Genomic DNA, 13532 nt, shown 5'->3' with positions numbered 1-13532 from the left:
AAGAGACGCGTGGCTTGGAGGGACCGAGACCCGGCAGGACTTCCCCCAAATCCACGCCCCTTCCGTTCGAGAGCGGAAGCCGCGGCGCGTCGGCCGAAAGCGTCGTGGCGTTGCCGTACAACCCCGGCCGAATGTTCGGCAAGGGTCGCGGTTAAATAGGGATGCCGTGGGCGTGCGCGAAGGCCGTGAGCGCCGGGCGCAGGGAGTCGCCGTCATGCATCCGCGCCATCTCGGCGTCGATGAGTTCGGCGATGGCGCCCGCATCGAGGCTCAGCACCATGGCCTTGACCGGCCCGATCGCGGCCGGCGACATCGACAGCTGCCGGTAGCCGAGGCCGATCAGCGCCATGGCGTCGAGGGGGCGGCCGCCGATCTCGCCGCAGACCGTCACCGGGCAGGAGGCCGCGTTGGCCCGCTCGGCGATCAGCCGGAAGGCGCGGAGGGCCGCCACGCTCAACGGATCGAAGCGGTCGGCGACCCGGCGATTCTCCCGGTCCACAGCGAACAGAAACTGCATCAGGTCGTTCGAGCCGACCGACAGGAAATCGGCCTCCCGGGCGATCTCGTCGATCTGGAACAGGAGCGAGGGCACCTCGATCATCGCGCCGAGGCGGCAATCGGTGGGAAGCCGGTAGCCGTGGCGCTTCAGGTAGGCCTTTTCCCGCTCGACGATGCCGCGGGCGCGCACAAATTCATCCACCGTGGCGACCATCGGGAACATGATCTTGAGCGGGTCGCCGTCGGCGGCCTTCAGCAGGGCGCGCAGCTGCATGCGCAGCAAAGCCGGCCGGTCGAGGCCGATGCGGATCGCCCGCCAGCCGAGGGCGGGGTTCTCCTCCTCGAGCTTGGCCATGTAGGGCAGGATCTTGTCGCCGCCGATGTCGAGGGTGCGGACGGTGACGGACTTGCCCGCCGAGGCGGCGAAGACCTTGCGGTACAGTTCCTCCTGCTCGGCCGCCGACGGCATGCGCTGCGCCACCATGAACTGCAGCTCGGTGCGGAACAGGCCCACGCCCTCGGCGCCCGTCTCCTGCAGGTGGCTGAAATCGACCAGCAGGCCGGCATTGAGGTGCAGGCCGACGCGCACGCCGTCGCGGGTCTGGGCGGGCACGTCCCGCAGCGCCCGGTACTGCTCCTGCCGCCGGGCGCGCAGGCGCACCATCTCGGCATAGGCGGCCTCGACCTCGGGACCGGGCCGGACATGGATCTCGCCGGCCACGCCGTCGACGATGATGGCATCGCCCGCGTCGCACAGGGCGGTGGCATTCTCCACCTCGCCCACGGCCGGGATGCCCAGCGCCCGGGCGACGATCGCCACGTGGCTGGTCGGACCACCCTCCTCCAGGACGATGCCGCGCAGGGTCGAGGCCTCGTAGTCGAGGAGGGCCGCCGGCCCCATGGTGCGCGCCACCAGGATGGCGTTCTCCGGCAGCACCATGGTTCCGGCCGCTTCGGAGCCGATCAGGGTGCGCAGGACGCGGTTGGCGAGATCGTCGAGATCGTGCAGCCGCTCCCGCAGATACGGATCCGACTGGCGCATCATCCGCGCGCGGTTGTCCGACTGGACCCGCTCGACCGCGGCTTCTGCGGTCAGGCCCGACGCCACGGCCTCCCGCATGCGCCGGAGCCAGCCCTTGTCGTGGGCGAACATTCGGACGGTCTCGAGAACCTCGCGGCTCTCCGCGGTACCGATCCGGTCGCCGCGCTCCACCAGCGCGTCGATCGCCGAGCGGACCTCCTCGATGGCCGCGTCGAGGCGCGCGACCTCGCGGTCGACGTTCTCGGCGATCAGCGTCTTCACCACGACGCGGGGCTCGTGCAGCACCACGTAGCCGAGGCCGATGCCGTCGGCCAGCGCGATGCCCCGCGCCAGGACCGGGCGGCGGGCCGCGGTGCCGGCATCGGGGGCCAGCCCCTCGAGCTCGCCCGAGGCGATCATCTCCGAGAGCACCATGGCGGTGGTCTGGAGCGCCTCGATCTCCTCCTCGGAGTAGACGCGATAGGTCTTGTTCTGGACCGTCAGGACGCCGAGCGTGTTGCCCGCCCGCAGCAGCGGCACGCCCAGGAAGGCGTGATAGGCCTCCTCGCCGGTCTCCGGACGGTACGAAAAGGCCGGGTGGTTCTGCGCATCCGAAAGGGAAAGCGGCTCCGCCGTGCGGGCGATCAGGCCGACCAGGCCCTCGTCGGTCCGCATGCGAGTCTGGTGGACCGCTTCGCGGTTGAGGCCCTCGGTGGCGAACAGTTCGAGGGTGTTGTCATCGCGCAGCACATAGACCGAGCAGACCTCGGCCACGACATTGGCGGCGATCAGGACGACGATGCGATCCAGGCGCGCCTGGGGGCTGACCGGCTCCGCCATCGCTTCGCGGAGGCGGCGCAGCAGCAGGCGCGGGCCTCCGGGCGCAGCGGGCATCGGTTCGTCGTTCCAGCGTCGGTGAGTGGCCTTGGCGTCGACCACCCTGCAACCTTGGCGCCAAACCCGGGACGGCTGGCACCGGATGGACCGGACCGCTGGTCCCAGAGACGCTCTGAGATCGGCGGATCGGCCCGTGACTGTCTAGTTCACACCACGCGACCCGCTCGAACCCGCGTCGTCCCAGGCTCAGGCCTGGTCCAGGCCGTATAGCGAGTGAAGCGTGCGCACGGCAAGCTCCGTATAGGCGGCGTCGATCAGCACGGAGAACTTGATCTCCGAGGTGGTGATCGCGCGGATGTTGATCCCCTTCTCGGCAAGCGCCCTGAACGCCTTGGCGGCCACGCCCGCATGGCTGCGCATGCCGACGCCGATCGCCGATACCTTCACGACATCGGTGGCCCCCTCGATCTGGGCGTAGCCGATCTGCGTGCGGGCCTCGTCGAGGATGGCGCGCGAGCGCTGGTACTCGGAAGCCGGCACCGTGAAGGTCATGTCGGTGGTCGACTGGTCGCCCGACACGGTCTGGATGATCATGTCGACGTTGATGTTGGCGTCGGCCAGCGGCCCGAAGATCGCGGCGGCCACGCCGGGGCTGTCCTTGACACGGCGCAGGGTGATCTGCGCCTCGTCCCGGGAGAAGGCGATCCCGGTGATGATCTGCTGTTCCACGATGTCGTCCTCGTCGCAGATGAGGGTGCCCGGGCGCGCGGCGTCCGGCGGATCGAAGGAGGACCGGACCGTGGTCGGCACCCGGTGGACCATGGCAAGCTCCACCGAGCGGACCTGCAGCACCTTGGCGCCCAGCGAGGCCATCTCCAGCATTTCTTCGAAGGTCACCCGCTCCATGCGGCGGGCCTTCGGCACGATGCGCGGATCGGTGGTGTAGACGCCGTCCACGTCCGTGTAGATGTCGCAGCGCTCGGCCCCGATCGCGGCCGCGACCGCCACCGCCGAGGTGTCGGAGCCGCCACGGCCCAGCGTCGTCACGCGGCCGGTCTCGGCATGGACGCCCTGGAAGCCGGCGATCACCGCGATCTCGCCCTTTGCGAAACCCGCCTCGAGGTTCTTGGGATCGATCTCGGCAATCCGCGCCGAGCCATGGGCGTCCGAGGTCACGACCGGAATCTGCCAGCCCTGCCAGGAGCGGGCCTTGACCCCGTCCTTCTGGAGGGCGATCGCCAGGAGGCCCGCGGTGACGAGTTCGCCCGAGGCCACGACGGCGTCGTATTCCCGCGGGTCGTAGAGCGCGTTCGCGTCCTTGACCCAGTCGACCAGCTCGTTGGTCTTGCCTGACATGGCCGAGACGATCACGGCAACGTCGTAGCCGGCCGCCACCTCGCGGGCGACGTGGCGCGCCACGTTGCGGATGCGATCGACGTTGGCGACGGAGGTGCCGCCGAATTTCATCACCAGACGGGGCATGGTCTCTCGGTCGCGGGTTCCCGGTGGCGATTGGACGGACCGCTGCAGCCCGGTCCGGACGGTGCCCGGCGGGTACAAGCGGCTCGGTAGAGTGTCAACAACCAGCCAAGCATGGCGCCCGCGCGCCGCGGCGACTTCCGAGCGATCTCCATGCTAGAGCGCGGACACGACGCATCGCGGCGGATCCGGCCTACCCGGCCAGCCCGGATAGAGGGGCGGACCGGATCGGGGCGGCGCCGGCATGAGGACGGAACGCGCATGGACAGGGCAGCCACGGATCGGGCCACGGACGGGTTCGTCGACCGCGGTGAGGTTGCGCGCTTCGATGCGCTCGCCGCCACGTGGTGGGACGAGACCGGCCCGATGCGCGTCCTCCACCGGTTCAATCCGGTGCGGCTCGCCTATATCCGCGACGCCCTGTGCCGGCGGTTCGGACGCGATCCGCGCGCGCCCTTTCCGCTGGACGGGCTTTCGATCTGCGACGTCGGCTGCGGCGGCGGCGTCCTCTCGGAACCCCTCGCCCGGCTCGGCGCACGCGTGATCGGGCTCGATCCGGCCGAGCAGAACATCGCGGTGGCCCGGGCCCATGCCGAGGCGGCGGGCGTGCCGGTCGATTATCGCGGCGCGACCATCGAAGCGGTGGTCGCCGGCGGCGAGCGTTTCGACGCCGTGCTGATCATGGAGGTGGTGGAGCACGTCTCCGACATGCAGGCCTTCGTGCGGACCGCCTGCGCGGGGGTTAAGCCCGGCGGACTGCTGTTCGGGGCCACCCTGAACCGGACTCTGCGCTCCTTCGCGCTGGCCATCGTCGGCGCCGAATACGTGCTCGGCTGGCTGCCGCGGGGCACGCATGACTGGCAGAAATTCGTGACGCCCGACGAACTCGCCCGCGCCATCCGGGCGGGAGGGCTCGCCGTCACCGACACGGTCGGGGTCGTCTACAACCCGCTCACGGATGGTTGGCGCACGAGCCGCGACACGGCCGTGAACTATATGGTCGCAGCCGAACGCTCTGCGTGAACGGGTTGCGTCCCCCGCCGTTGGAGACGGGACGGAGGGCGCGGCGATGCTTGAGAAAATCCCCGGGGCGGTCGGCGAAGCCCTGTCGGGCCTGAAGGCCGGCCGGGACAAGACGGCGGTCCATTCGGACTTCTCCGACATTGCCGACACCGTGACGCTGACCAGTCCGGCCTTCGCGGACGGGGCGGACATGCCGGCCCGCTTCACCGCGGACGGTGCGGGCGTGTCCCCGCCGCTCGCCTGGAGCGGCCTGCCCGCGGGCACCGCTGCCCTGGTGATCCTCGTCGAGGACGCCGGGAGCCCGACGCCGCGTCCGCTGGTCCACCTGATCGCTTGGGCGATCCCGCCCGAGCCGGCCGAATTGCCCGAAGGTGCCTTGGCGAGCCCCGGGCATCCGGGCTCCGGCCACGCGTTGGGCCAAAACAGCTTCCTGCGCGCGGAATGGTTGCCGCCGGATCCTCCGACGGGCCACGGGCCGCACGACTACGTCTTCCAGATCTTCGCGCTGCGGCAGTCTCTCGCCCTGGCCGAGGCGCCGGGCCGGGGCGCACTGATCGATGCGATGCGCGGGCACGTCCTCGCAAAGGGCACGCTGACCGGCGTTTACTATCGTTCCTGATGGCGTCGCTACCCTCGAACACCATCCTGATCTGTCACTCCCATGCGTTGTGCCGTTTCGGCAGTCCCAGTATTGTGTCGACCAAATAAGTCGGCCGGGCAAAGCGTCCGGACGGACCTGGAGATCGAGTCTGTGGGCGTCGGTGTGCACACGAAGCGGCAGAGCGGCCGCATGGGGATGCGTGCCCTGGCCGAATCGGATGTCGGGACCTGGACTTGGCACATCGCCGACGACGTCCTCGAATGCGACGCCGCCGCCGCGACGGTCCTGGGCCTGCCGCGGCCGAAAGGCGGCCGGGGGACGCCCTTCGCGGCGTTCCTGGAGCACATCCATCCCGAGGACCGGCGACGGATCGGGTGCATCATCGCTGACCTTCGCCGCGAGGGCGGCCTGTATATCGCGCAGTACCGGACCGTACCGGTACCCGGCGAAGTCCGCTGGGTGCTCGTGCGCGGCCGGTATATCCGGAACGCCGAGGGCGTCGTGGACGAGGCCCACGGGATCGTCATCGATGTGACCGCGTGCAGCCGTGAGGGCTTTCTCGACGAATCGGCGTTCTACGCGACGGATGCCGCCGCCGGCGGCATCGATCAGGTCGCCGAGATGGCGCTGGCCCTGTACACGGCTGCGGAGAATGGCCTCTCCCGGCCGGGTTTCGACCGTCTGAAACCGCTCCTCGACATGCTGCTGCACCAGATCGGCCGGCAGCTCGTGATCGCACCGGCGGTGCCGGATCTCGACAGCGTCCATTGAGCAGGACCGGCAGCACGATGCCCGCTGCGCCTTGCCTTGTGGGGGCGACTCCTGATATGGCCGCGCCATCCCGCGATGCGTGAGCCGTGATCGCCGGACGCGACTGCGCGTCCTGCCTCAAGGCTACGTTCCCGATCCCTTACTGATGGACGGCCCTCCGGGCTCGAAAGACCGATGAAGATCCGCAACTCCCTCAAGTCCCTGCGTGGCCGCCACCGCGACAACCAGCTCGTGCGCCGCAAGGGGCGGGTCTACGTGATCAACAAGACCCAGAAGCGCTTCAAGGCCCGCCAGGGCTGAGACCGTTCCGACCGGCCGAGGCCGGACGGAGAACGGCACCGATCGAGGAAACGGCCGTGTCCACCGGGTGCGGCCGTTTCCGCGTGCGCGCGGCACCGCGGCACGTTGACGGACGTGGCGACGGCGCACAGTCTGGCTGCATGATGCCGACCCGTCTCATAGCCGCCCTGGTCTGCCTGCCGGCCCTCGCGGCGACACTGCCGGCGGCCCAGGCAGCGCCGCAATCGACCCGGCCCGGCCGGCCGACCGCCGAAGCGAAGCCGGCACCGAAGCCGCCGAGCCTCGATGACCTGTTCGCGCGCCTGCGCGCCAGCGAGGATCCAGCGGAGGCCAAGGGCATCGCGCGACTGATCGAGCGGCACATGGCCGGATCCGGCAGCCCGACCGTCGACCTGCTGACCGACCGCGCCCGCCAGGCCGTCACCGCCCACGACTTCCCCCTGGCGGCCGAGCTGATGGACCGCGTCACCGCCCTCGAACCGAATTGGTCGGAGGGCTGGAACCGCCGCGCGACGGTGTTCTGGCTCCTCACCGACAAGGACGATGCGCTGGCCGATCTGCGGCGGGCCCTGGTCCTGGAGCCGCGCCACTTCGAGGCCTGGGCCGCCATGGGCCGGATCTACGAATCCCTCGACGACAAGGCGCGTGCGCTGGCAGCGTTCCGGCGGGCGAAGGCGCTCTACCCGCAGATGGAGAAGGTCGGCGAGGCGATCAACCGCCTCACCCCGGAGGTCGACGGCCGCGACCTGTGACCCGGGTGATCGCCGTCCTCCTGACCCTCCTTGCCCTGCCCTTCGCCCTCGCCGGCCTCGTTCTGGCGATCGGGGCCCTGGCGGCGCTGGTGATCACGCTCCGGGTCGGCGCGGCCAACCCGCCCGCGGGTCCGTTCGTGACGATCACCGGCGGGCGGCTCGCGACCCTGCAGGACGGCCCGGCGAACGGGCCGCCCGTCGTCCTCCTGCACGGGGCCTCGGCCAACGCGTCGGATCCCATGGAGGGGATCGGCCGCCGCCTCGCCGCGCAGGGCTTCCGGGTGATCGCCTTCGACCGGCCGGGATTCGGATGGAGCGACCGGATTGCCGGCGGCGACGCCGCGGCACCCTCCGTGCAGGCCGGGATGATCGCGGAAGCGCTGAACCGCATGGGCGTCGGGCCGGCGGTGGTGTTCGGTCATTCCTGGGCCGGCGCCCTCGCTTTGGCCCTCGCCCTGGATCATCCGAAGCGGGTTTCCGCCCTCGCCCTCGCCGCGCCTGTGGCGATGCCCATGCCGGACCGGATGCCGGATCTGCCGTGGTACTGGCGGTTCGCCATAAAGCCCCCGGTGGCGTGGGTGCTCAGCCGGACGATCGGACCGCCGATCGCGCGTCGGTTCCTGCCCGAGGCGGCGCGCCGGGTCTTCAAGCCGCAGCCCGCGCAGGCGGATTATCCGGACTTGGCCAGATCCGACTTGGTTCTGCGACCGGAGACGCTGCTCGCCAACGTCCAGGATCTGCTCGGCCTGTCGCGAGCCCTCGCGGCGCAGAGCCCGCGCTACGGCAGGATCCACATCCCGACCCTGGTGATCTCCGGCGAGGCCGACCCGATCGTCCGCGCCGACGCGCAGGCGGTGCCGCTCGCGCGGGCAATCCCGGGGGCGCGGCTCGTGCTGCTGCCGGGCATCGGCCACATGCTCCAGTATGTCGCCGCCGAGCGGGTCACGGAGGAGATTATCCGGCTGGCCGCGGCGACCAATGCGGCCGGTTCGGAACCGGCCGTCGCGCATTGAACCGCGGGCCGATCAGGACACGTCCGTCCGCCTCGTCCCGGTGCAACGGTGGCAAGCCCGGTTTTGAGAATTGTTGTCCGCGCAAGATCCCGCCGCGTCGGCGGCCGGCATCCCGATCGCAATCGGGATGCCGGCAGTGCTGGAGGCCTGCCGCCTCACGCCTTCTCGGCGTGCTCGCGGGTGATGAAGGTCAGCCGCACGAGGTTGGTGGCGCCCGGCGTGCCGAACGGCAGGCCGGCGACGACGATCACCCGGTCGCCCACCGCGGCAAACTTCTCGCGGACGGCGAACTTGGCGGCGCGGAAGGACATGTCGTCCACGTCGCTGGCATCCTTGGTGACGATCGGGTGCGTGCCCCAGGCCAGGGCGAGGCGCCGCGCCGTCTCGCGCCGGGGTGTCAGCGCGATCACGGTGGCGTTCGGGCGCTCGCGCGACAGGCGGAGCGCCGTGGAGCCGGAATTGGTCCAGGCCATGATCGCGTCGAGGTTCAGGGCATCGACCATCTGATGCGCCGCCGCCGCGATGGCGTCGGCGGCCGTCTCGTCGGGGGTCGCGCTCTGCGCCCGGATGATCGACCAGTAGATCGCGTCCCGCTCCACCTGCTCGGCGATGCGGTTCATGGTCTCCACGGCCCCGATCGGGTGGGCCCCCGAGGCGCTCTCCGCAGAGAGCATCACGGCATCCGCCCCCTCGTAGACCGCCGTGGCGACGTCCGAGACCTCGGCGCGTGTCGGGACCGGAGCCGTGATCATCGATTCGAGCATCTGGGTGGCCACGACCACCGGCTTGCCGTAGCGCCGGGCGCCGCGGGTGATGCGCTTCTGCACCCCCGGGACCTGCTCCAGGGGCATCTCCACGCCGAGATCGCCGCGGGCGACCATCAGGCCGTCGGAGATCTCGATGATCTCGTCGAGGCGCGCCAGCGCCTGCGGCTTCTCGATCTTGGCCATCACCAGGGCGCGGCCGGCGCAGACCTTCTTCACCTCGGCCACGTCCTCGGGCCGCTGGACGAACGAGACGGCGATCCAGTCGGCGCCCGCGTTCAGGCCGGCATCGAGATCAGCCCGGTCCTTGTCGGTCATCGCCGGGACCGGGATCACCGTATGCGGCAGGGATACGCCCTTCCGGTTCGAGATCCGGCCGCCGACCTCGACGCGGGTCACGGCGCGGTTGTGCGAGGTCTCGACCACCGTCAGCCGGAGCTTGCCGTCATCGAGCAGGATGGCGTGGCCCGGCTCCAGCGCCTCGAGGATCTCGGGATGCGGCAGGTGGCAGCGGGCGGCATCGCCCGGCGTCGGATCGCCGTCGAGCACGAAGGTGGCGCCGGCCTCGATCATCGCGGCCCCCTCCGCGAAGGTGCCGAGCCGCAGCTTCGGCCCCTGCAGGTCGACCAGGATGCCGATCGGCCGCTTGGCCTCCCGCTCGATGGTGCGGATCGCCTCCACCTTCTCGGGCAGCTTCTCGCGCGGCAGGTGGCTCATGTTGAGCCGGAACACGTCGACGCCCGCGCGGAACAGCCGCTCGATCATCTCCGGCGAATCGGAGGCCGGGCCCAGGGTGGCGACGATCTTCGTGCGGCGTGACCGTTTCAAGCGTATTCCTCCGGTTGTTCGTTGCCGTGCAGCATGAAGCGCCGCCGGTTCAAGGGTTTGGCCACGGGTGTGAGCATCCCGTGCCGGACAGCGTCAAGGCCGCCGCCTTCACGTTACGGCTTTGCCGGCGCCTCGGCCCGGTTGGGATCGGTGAGCTGGATGGTCCAGCTCTTCTGCTCGCCGGTATCGACTTCGAAGAAGCCGTTCCGGTCGTAGCCGCGGGCGAGACAATCCTCGATCCCGCGGATCGTGAATTCCGAATCACGGGTGCACATCAGCGAGCGGCCGCTCCACTCGCCGCCGCGCGTGTAGTCGACTGCGAACACGTAGTAGAACCGCGCCGCCAGCGCGCCCTTGAGAAGCGTCTCGCAGGCCTTCGGCGCCAAATCCCACCAGCCCTCCGTCACCCAGCCCTGCGGGTCGCGATAGCCCAGCGAGATCCCGACCTTGCTGGCGGTCTGGTTACACAGGCGCAGATCCGCCCGGGCGGGGCTCGCGCCGAGGAGCGCGAGGCCGAGGACCGTGACTGCCGGGAGGAGCTGAGCCGCCGAGACGCGCGACCTAGTTGACGAGGATGATGCGGCAGTCGTTGACATTGGTACAGGTCGGACCGGGGTTCACGAGGTCGCCGAGGGCCGCGAAGAACGCGGTGGAGTCGTTCTGCTCCAGCATCGCGGCCGGGTCGAGGCCGGCGGTCCGGGCCCGCTCCAGGGTCGTCGGATCGATGAGGCCGCCCGCCGGGTCGGTGGCGAGGCCCCGGCCGCCGTCGGTCCCGTCGGTATCGGCACTGATGCCGAAGATGCCGGGCTCGCCGTCCAAGGCCACCGCCAGCGCCAGGGCGTATTCCTGGTTCGGGCCGCCATGGCCCTCACCGCGGATCGTGACGGTGAGCTCGCCGCCGGAGATCAGCGCCACGCGCCGGCCCTCGGCCTTGAGGCGCTTGGCCTCGGCCGCGTGCTCGGCCGCGACCTCGCGGGCCTCGCCTTCGAGATCGGCGCCGAGCAGGATCGGCTCGTAGCCGGCCGCGCGGGCGGCCTCGGCGGCGGCATTCAGGGCGTCGATCGGCCGGGCGATGATCCGGTACTCGGCGCGGGCGAAGGCGGGGTCGCCGGCCTTCGGCGTCTCGTTGTTCGGGTCGTTGAGGAGCCGCGAAGCCTCCTCGGGCAGCGGGATGCCGCGCTTCTCACAGATGGCGCGGGCATCGGCGAGCGTGGACGGATCGGGCACCGTCGGGCCCGACGCGATCACCGCCGGATCGTCGAACGGCACGTCCGAGATCGCCAGCGTCAGGATGCGCCGGGCGTTGCGGGCCGCGAGGGCGAGGCGTCCGCCCTTGATCCGCGAGATGTGCTTGCGCACCGTGTTGATCTCGCCGATCGGCGCGCCGGAGCGGAGCATCGCCCGGGTGATCGCCTGCTTCTCGACGAGCGTCAGGTCGCCGGCCGGGGCGATCCAGTTGGCCGAGCCACCGCCCGACAGCAGGACCAGGACCTCGTCGTCCGGCCCCGCCTCGGTGGCGAGCCGCAGGGCCTCCCGGGTCGCCGAGATGCCGGCCTCGTCGGGCACCGGGTGGCCCGCCTCGACCATGTGGATGCCCGGCGCGTCCTGGCCGTAGCCGTGGCGGGCCACTGCGAGGCCGACGATCCGGTCGTCGCCGAGTCCATGCTGCCGGCGGTAGAACCGGCTCGCCACGGCGCTCATGCTGCCGGCGGCCTTGCCGGCCGCCAGGATGATCAGACGTCCGGGGCTCGGCTCCGGCAGGTGGGGCGGCAGGCAGAGATCCGGATGGGCGGCGCGGATCGCGGCCGTGAGAATCGCGTCGAGGAGCGCGCGCTGATCCCGGATGGCCGCATCGGCGACGGGCGGAACGGTCTCGGTCATGGCGTCGAACGGGCTCCTCTCTTGTTTGTGTCGCACACTCCCCGCCCGTTTCTTCCCTGGGCGGCGGGCCCGTTTCTTGCCGTGAGCGCACGATCCTTGATAGGTGATCTGCCCGAGCGGCCGCGCGACGGCAAGCGCCATCCGCGCCCTCGCACAGATCTGAAGACCTCGGAGCCCCGTGACCCGTCCGGAGACAGAAACGGCCCTCCCGCCCGCGCATCCCTGCGAGATCATCCCCGGCGACCCCGCCTGCGGCCTCGTCATCGCCTGCGATCACGCCTCGAATTTCGTGCCGCCGGATATCGAGCTCGGTTTGCCGGAGTCGGAATACGCCCGGCACATCGCTTACGATATCGGCGCGGCGGCGGTGACGCGGAGCCTCGCGGCGCAGCTCGGGGCCCCGGCGATCCTCACGAACTTCTCGCGGCTGATCATCGACCCGAATCGCGGGCGCGCCGACCCGACGCTGGTGATGCGCCTGTCCGACGGCGCCGTGGTTCCTGGCAATGCCCGGATCGACGAGGCCGGCAAGCAGGCGCGGATCGCCCGGTTCTACGCCCCGTTCGACGCGGCCATCGACGACGCGATCGCCGCCGCCGCGGCGGCCGGCCGTCCGCCCGTGCTCCTGACCCTGCACAGCTTCACGCCTTACTGGCGCGGCATCGCGCGGCCCTGGCAGGTCGGCATCCTGTACGACGGGGACGAGCGCTTTGCCCGCCCCCTCATCCGCGCGCTGGAGGCGGATCCCGCCGGGCTGACCGTCGGCGACAACCAGCCGTATGGCGGCGGCCTGCCGGGCGACACGATCGACCGTCACGCCACCGCGCGGGGCCTCGCCAACGCCCTCGTGGAGATCCGCCAGGATCTGATTGCCGGCGCGGACGGACAGGCCGAGTGGGCCGCGCGCTTCGCCCGCATCCTTCGCCCGCTCCTCGCGGCTTGATCTCCGTCCGGCCGCTCCCGAAATCGGGAGCGGGCCGCCCGACCTGAAGAGAGTTGCCACCGATGAGCGCGATCGATCCCCGGACCCAGACGGAACTCGAAGCCGCGGTGTTCCGCCGCCTCGTCGCGCATCTGCGCAATCGGACGGATGTGCAGAACATCGACCTGATGAATCTGGCGGGCTTCTGCCGGAACTGCCTGTCGAACTGGCTCAAGGACGCCGCCGATGAGACAGGCGTGGCGCTGACCAAGGACGAGAGCCGCGAGGCCGTCTACGGGATGCCTTACGCCGAGTGGAAGGCGCGCTTCCAGACCGAGGCAACCCCGCAGCAGCAGGCGGGCTTCGCAGCGTCGCAGGCCAAGGAGCATTGAGGCGGCGGCCGGCAGGCAGCGAATCGGCTAAGCTTCCAGTAAGGCCGGCCCATTAACCACGGGTCCAGGGCGCAACCGCGCCGTGCATTCGGGAGAGCCCCATGAACGCCCATTCGATGCCCACCGCCGCGCAGCGGCCCGGCGGCGACGTCTCGTCGGCCGAGGGCGTAGCGGCCGACGAGCTGAAGCAGTTCATCGAGCGCCTGGAGCGCCTCGAGGAGGAAAAGGCCGGCATCATGGGCGACATCAAAGAGGTGTTCGCCGAGCTGAAGGGCCGGGGCTTCGACGCGAAGGCCGTCCGCACGATCCTCCGCATCCGCAAGCAGGATCACAGCGAGCGCCAGGAGCAGGAGGCGATCCTCGAGCTCTACATGCAGGCCCTCGGCATGGCGTAGTCGGACCAGGCGGCACCGCACGCCCACCCGTCCGCGCCATCCTCTTCCTGAGGGC

14 protein-coding genes are annotated in these 13532 nt (G+C 70.6%); 9 read left to right on the top strand and 5 right to left on the bottom strand.

The window, feature by feature from the left end; genetic code table 11:
* Positions 1-151 precede the first annotated feature (151 nt).
* Entirely contained in the window at positions 152-2413 is a 2262-nt protein-coding gene (ptsP, locus tag GGQ91_RS17045) for a phosphoenolpyruvate--protein phosphotransferase (RefSeq protein WP_043380280.1), read from the bottom strand.
* 189 nt (positions 2414-2602) lie between these two features.
* The gene (locus GGQ91_RS17040; protein ID WP_182592474.1) at positions 2603-3838 is read right to left on the bottom strand and encodes an aspartate kinase; all 1236 of its coding nucleotides are present in this window, start codon (positions 3836-3838) and stop codon (positions 2603-2605) included.
* Positions 3839-4096: 258 nt separating this feature from the next.
* Here GGQ91_RS17040 and ubiG point away from each other — a divergent pair, with 258 nt between their 5' ends.
* From ubiG to GGQ91_RS17010, 6 genes are all read left to right on the top strand, one after another.
* On the top strand, positions 4097-4858 hold the full coding sequence (gene ubiG / locus GGQ91_RS17035; RefSeq protein WP_053609409.1) for a bifunctional 2-polyprenyl-6-hydroxyphenol methylase/3-demethylubiquinol 3-O-methyltransferase UbiG: 762 nt from the start codon (positions 4097-4099) through the stop codon (positions 4856-4858).
* Between the two features lie 46 nt (positions 4859-4904).
* Entirely contained in the window at positions 4905-5477 is a 573-nt protein-coding gene (locus GGQ91_RS17030; RefSeq protein WP_043755018.1) for a YbhB/YbcL family Raf kinase inhibitor-like protein, read from the top strand.
* Between the two features lie 171 nt (positions 5478-5648).
* The gene (locus tag GGQ91_RS17025) at positions 5649-6230 is read left to right on the top strand and encodes a PAS domain-containing protein (protein WP_210281323.1); all 582 of its coding nucleotides are present in this window, start codon (positions 5649-5651) and stop codon (positions 6228-6230) included.
* A gap of 174 nt (positions 6231-6404) precedes the next feature.
* On the top strand, positions 6405-6530 hold the full coding sequence (gene ykgO, locus GGQ91_RS17020) for a type B 50S ribosomal protein L36 (protein ID WP_003601867.1): 126 nt from the start codon (positions 6405-6407) through the stop codon (positions 6528-6530).
* Positions 6531-6670: 140 nt separating this feature from the next.
* Positions 6671-7282: a tetratricopeptide repeat protein gene (locus GGQ91_RS17015; protein ID WP_078947118.1), complete on the top strand. Its 612-nt coding sequence runs from the start codon at positions 6671-6673 to the stop codon at positions 7280-7282.
* The gene (locus tag GGQ91_RS17010) at positions 7279-8295 is read left to right on the top strand and encodes an alpha/beta fold hydrolase (protein ID WP_182592472.1); all 1017 of its coding nucleotides are present in this window, start codon (positions 7279-7281) and stop codon (positions 8293-8295) included. The genes GGQ91_RS17015 and GGQ91_RS17010 overlap by 4 nt, the downstream gene beginning before the upstream one ends.
* Before the next feature lie 155 nt (positions 8296-8450).
* Here the strand turns inward: GGQ91_RS17010 and pyk are convergent, their stop codons facing one another.
* From pyk to GGQ91_RS16995, 3 genes are all read right to left on the bottom strand, one after another.
* Complete coding sequence (gene pyk / locus GGQ91_RS17005) at positions 8451-9887, bottom strand: pyruvate kinase (protein ID WP_043380293.1); 1437 nt, start codon at positions 9885-9887, stop codon at positions 8451-8453.
* Positions 9888-10000: 113 nt separating this feature from the next.
* A complete protein-coding gene (locus tag GGQ91_RS17000) occupies positions 10001-10483 on the bottom strand; it encodes a DUF1036 domain-containing protein (RefSeq protein ID WP_075381519.1) in 483 nt (160 codons plus the stop codon).
* A complete protein-coding gene (locus GGQ91_RS16995) occupies positions 10449-11768 on the bottom strand; it encodes a glycerate kinase type-2 family protein (protein WP_182592471.1) in 1320 nt (439 codons plus the stop codon). Before GGQ91_RS16995 ends, GGQ91_RS17000 begins: the two co-directional genes overlap by 35 nt.
* A gap of 178 nt (positions 11769-11946) precedes the next feature.
* Here GGQ91_RS16995 and GGQ91_RS16990 point away from each other — a divergent pair, with 178 nt between their 5' ends.
* The 3 genes from GGQ91_RS16990 (at position 11947) to GGQ91_RS16980 (ending at position 13477) form a co-directional block, all read left to right on the top strand.
* The gene (locus GGQ91_RS16990) at positions 11947-12711 is read left to right on the top strand and encodes an N-formylglutamate amidohydrolase (RefSeq protein WP_043755009.1); all 765 of its coding nucleotides are present in this window, start codon (positions 11947-11949) and stop codon (positions 12709-12711) included.
* A gap of 62 nt (positions 12712-12773) precedes the next feature.
* A complete protein-coding gene (locus GGQ91_RS16985) occupies positions 12774-13082 on the top strand; it encodes a DUF1244 domain-containing protein (protein ID WP_043380301.1) in 309 nt (102 codons plus the stop codon).
* A gap of 116 nt (positions 13083-13198) precedes the next feature.
* Positions 13199-13477, top strand: a complete 279-nt coding sequence (locus tag GGQ91_RS16980) for a DUF2312 domain-containing protein (RefSeq protein ID WP_026604676.1) — start codon at positions 13199-13201, stop codon at positions 13475-13477.
* Positions 13478-13532: the final 55 nt, after the last annotated feature.

Source organism: Methylobacterium fujisawaense (assembly GCF_014138435.1).
Lineage (GTDB): Bacteria > Pseudomonadota > Alphaproteobacteria > Rhizobiales > Beijerinckiaceae > Methylobacterium > Methylobacterium fujisawaense.
Note: the sequence above shows the minus strand (reverse complement) of the source record. Positions and strands in the feature narration are given on the sequence as shown.

Bases quoted from the DNA above. Each gene is read 5' to 3' on its own strand.
- GGQ91_RS17040 (WP_182592474.1), bottom strand. From the start codon at position 3,838: ATGCCCCGTCTGGTGATGAAATTCGGCGGCACCTCCGTCGCCAACGTC.
- GGQ91_RS17015 (WP_078947118.1), top strand. From the start codon at position 6,671: ATGATGCCGACCCGTCTCATAGCCGCCCTGGTCTGCCTGCCGGCCCTC.
- GGQ91_RS17030 (WP_043755018.1), top strand. From the start codon at position 4,905: ATGCTTGAGAAAATCCCCGGGGCGGTCGGCGAAGCCCTGTCGGGCCTG.
- ptsP (WP_043380280.1), bottom strand. From the start codon at position 2,413: ATGCCCGCTGCGCCCGGAGGCCCGCGCCTGCTGCTGCGCCGCCTCCGC.
- ubiG (WP_053609409.1), top strand. From the start codon at position 4,097: ATGGACAGGGCAGCCACGGATCGGGCCACGGACGGGTTCGTCGACCGC.
- GGQ91_RS16985 (WP_043380301.1), top strand. From the start codon at position 12,774: ATGAGCGCGATCGATCCCCGGACCCAGACGGAACTCGAAGCCGCGGTG.
- GGQ91_RS16980 (WP_026604676.1), top strand. From the start codon at position 13,199: ATGCCCACCGCCGCGCAGCGGCCCGGCGGCGACGTCTCGTCGGCCGAG.
- GGQ91_RS17025 (WP_210281323.1), top strand. From the start codon at position 5,649: ATGGGGATGCGTGCCCTGGCCGAATCGGATGTCGGGACCTGGACTTGG.
- GGQ91_RS16995 (WP_182592471.1), bottom strand. From the start codon at position 11,768: ATGACCGAGACCGTTCCGCCCGTCGCCGATGCGGCCATCCGGGATCAG.
- ykgO (WP_003601867.1), top strand. From the start codon at position 6,405: ATGAAGATCCGCAACTCCCTCAAGTCCCTGCGTGGCCGCCACCGCGAC.
- GGQ91_RS17000 (WP_075381519.1), bottom strand. From the start codon at position 10,483: ATGTCAACGACTGCCGCATCATCCTCGTCAACTAGGTCGCGCGTCTCG.